This window comes from Streptomyces sp. WAC05292 (genome assembly GCF_003949955.1).
Lineage (GTDB): Bacteria > Actinomycetota > Actinomycetes > Streptomycetales > Streptomycetaceae > Streptomyces > Streptomyces globosus.
In genome coordinates this window covers 1-3092 of record NZ_RPSE01000561.1, presented here as the reverse complement: position 1 = coordinate 3092, position 3092 = coordinate 1, and the positions used below count along the sequence as shown (strand labels likewise).

At 74.9% G+C, this 3092-nt stretch carries 3 protein-coding genes; all 3 read right to left on the bottom strand.

All coding sequences use genetic code 11. The features are described 5' to 3' along the window. Window positions 1-474: acyl-CoA dehydrogenase family protein (locus EF903_RS30990; protein ID WP_148142622.1), on the bottom strand; the 474-nt coding region annotated here is incomplete at its 3' end. Window positions 475-476: 2 nt separating this feature from the next. Continuing rightward, window positions 477-1631, bottom strand: a complete 1155-nt coding sequence (locus EF903_RS30985) for an acyl-CoA dehydrogenase family protein (protein WP_125548302.1) — start codon at window positions 1629-1631, stop codon at window positions 477-479. 13 nt (window positions 1632-1644) lie between these two features. After that, complete coding sequence (locus EF903_RS30980) at window positions 1645-2832, bottom strand: amidohydrolase family protein (protein ID WP_125548301.1); 1188 nt, start codon at window positions 2830-2832, stop codon at window positions 1645-1647. Between the last annotated feature and the right edge of the window lie 260 nt (window positions 2833-3092).

Below are 3092 nucleotides of genomic sequence, written 5' to 3'. Positions count from 1 at the left end.
GGCGGCGGGCAGCAGAGCGGCGGGGGCCGCGGCACCGCCGCCGAGGAGCGCGTCCGCCTCGGCGAGGTGGGCGACGAGCACGCCGGGCGCGGCCGCGGCTCCGCCGGGGCGGTCGCCGTCGCCGAGGTCGAAGGCCGTGACGACGGCCGTGCCGTCGGCGGCGCCCTCGACGCGGCCGGCGGCCAGGTGCGTGGCGACGAGCGGGCCGGGCAGCAGGGCACGCCCCGCCTCCTCGAAGGCGAGGACGGCCTCGGCGAGCCCGAGCCCCACCCCGCCGTCCGCCTCGGGCAGGCGCAGCGCGAAGAACCCCGCGCCGCCCAGCTCCCGCCACAGCCCGCGGTCCACACACCCGGCTCCCTGCGCCTCCGCCCGGTCCACCGACGCCCGCAGGGCCTCGCGTCCGAAGCGCCGCGCCAGCAGGGCCCGTACGCCCGCCCGGAGGTCGTCCTGTTCCTGCGTCGGCTGGAAGTCCACGCTCACCGGCCCTTCGGGAGGCCGAGGATCCGCTCGGCGACGATGGTGTGCTGGATCTGCGAGGTGCCCGCGGCGATCGTGTAGGACAGCGAGGACAGGCGCTCGCGCACCCACTCCTCCTCCAGGGCGAGCGCTTCGGCGCCGAGGACCTCCGCGGCGGCGTCGTACAGCTCCTGCCGTGCCTGCGAGTAGGCCAGCTTGAAGACGGAGCCGCCGGCGCCCGGCACCCCGCCGGTGCGCTCGGCGGCGGAGACGTTCCACTGGGTGAGCCGCCACAGCGCCGCGAACTCCGCGGCGAGCCGGCCGAGGCGGCGCCGCAGCACGGGGTCGTCCCAGCGGCCGTTGGCCCGCGCGGCCCGTGCGAGGGCGCCGAGGGTGCGGCGGCAGGCGACGACCTCGCCGACGAAGGCGGTGCCCCGCTCGAAGGAGAGGGTGGTCATGGTGACGCGCCAGCCGTCGTTCTCGGCGCCGACGCGGTACGGGACGGGGACGCGCACCCCGTCGAGGAACACCTCGGCGAACTCCGCGGAGCCGGCCAGGGTCCGCAGCGGCCGCACCGTCACGCCCGGCGCGTCCATCGGCATGGCGAGCCAGGTGAGGCCGCGGTGCCGGGGGGCGTCGGGGTCGGTGCGGACGAGCAGCTCGCACCAGTCGGCGATCTCGGCGTGCGAGGTCCAGATCTTCGAGCCGGTGACCACGTACGCGTCGCCGTCGCGGACGGCGCGGGTGCGCAGGGAGGCCAGGTCGGAGCCCGCGCCGGGCTCGCTGAAGCCCTGGCACCACACCTCCTCGCCGCGCAGGACGGGCGGCAGCCAGCGGGCCCGCTGGGCGGGCGTGCCCTCCGCGGCGACGGTGGGGCCGGCGTGCAGGAGGCCGACGAAGTTCGCGCCGACGTACGGGGCGCCGGCCCGCTCGGTCTCCTCCAGGAAGACCAGGTGCCGGGTCGGGCCGGCGCCGCGGCCGCCCGCGTCCACGGGCCAGTGCAGGCCGGCGTAGCCGGCGTCGTACAGCCGGCGCTGCCAGCCGAGGTCGTACGCGCGCCGGCCGGGCCAGTCGTCGGGAGACGGCCGGGGCGGCAGCTCGGGCAGGACCTTGGCCAGCCACGCGCGCAGCCCGGCCCGGAACTCCCGCTCCTCCTGCGTTTCGGCGAGGTCCACGGCGCCGCCCGCCTCAGACCAGGTCCAGGCCGAGCATGCGGATGGCGTTGCCGCGCATCAGTTTGTGGACGGTCTCGTCGTCGAGGCCCGCGACGTGGTCGAGGGCGACCTCCTTGGTGTGCGGGAAGGTGGAGTCGACGTGCGGGTAGTCGGTCTCGAAGGTGGCGTTGTCGCGGCCCACGGTGTCGATCGAGGCGACGCCGTGCTTGTCGCGGAAGAAGCAGCAGAAGACCTGCCGGTAGTAGTACGTGGAGGGCGGCTCGGGGATCAGGTCGCGGACGCCGCCCCAGGCGCGGTGCTCGCGCCACACGTCGTCGGCGCGCTCCAGGGCGTACGGGATCCAGCCCATCTGGCCCTCGCTGTAGGCGAGCTTGAGCTGCGGGAACCTCACGAGGACGCCGCTGAAGAGGAAGTCCGTCATCGATGCCATCGCGTTGTTGAAGCTGAGGGCGGCCTGGACGGCGGGCGGCGAGTCGGGGGAGGCCGCGGGCATCTGGGAGGAGGACCCGATGTGCATGTTGACGACCGTGCCGGTCTCCTGGCAGACCGCGAAGAAGGGGTCCCAGTACCCGGAGTGGATGGAGGGCAGGCCGAGGTGGGTGGGGATCTCGGAGAACGTGACGGCGCGCACCCCGCGCGCGGCGTTGCGGCGGACCTCGGCGACGGCGAGGCCGATGTCCCACAGCGGGATCAGGCACAGGGGGATCAGCCGGCCGCCGCTGTCGCCGCACCACTCCTCGACCATCCAGTCGTTGTAGGCGCGCACGCAGGCGAGGGCGACCTCCTTGTCGCGGGCCTCGGCGAAGGTCTGGCCGCAGAAGCGGGGGAAGGTGGGGAAGCAGAGGGACGCCTCGACGTGGTTGAGGTCCATGTCCTCCAGGCGCGCCTTGGGGTCCCAGCAGCCGCGGCGCATCTCCTCGCGGGTGATGCCCTCCAGGGTCATGTCGTCGCGGTCGAAGCCGACGGCGGCGATGTTCCGCTTGTACGGGAACCGCAGGTCCTCGTAGACCCACCAGTCGGCCGGGGGGCCGTCGGGGTCCATCGAGACGACGTACCTGCCGCCGCGGTACTCCAGCTCGCCGATGCCGGCGGTGAGCGGCTTCGGTCCGCGGTCGCGGTACTTGGCGGGCAGCCAGACGTCGAAGAGGTGGGCGGGCTCGATGACGTGGTCGTCGACGCTGATGATGCGGGGCAGTTCCATTCTCCGTGTCCCCCTCGCCGCGGGCCGGGCGGTCCGGGCCCGGAGCGGGCGGCCGGACCGACCGGATCTGATGGTGCGTCAGGAAAGAGCGGCTCCACGCTAGCCCCGCACCCCTGGACCGGCAAGCGCCCGCGCCCTACGCTCTGCGCTGGATCTGACGGCTCGTCAGCAATCGGAGGTGGCCCGCCATGCCGGAAACGCCGCGCAGCAGGACCGGAACGGACCCGGCCCCGCCCGCCGCACCGGACACCGCGCACGCC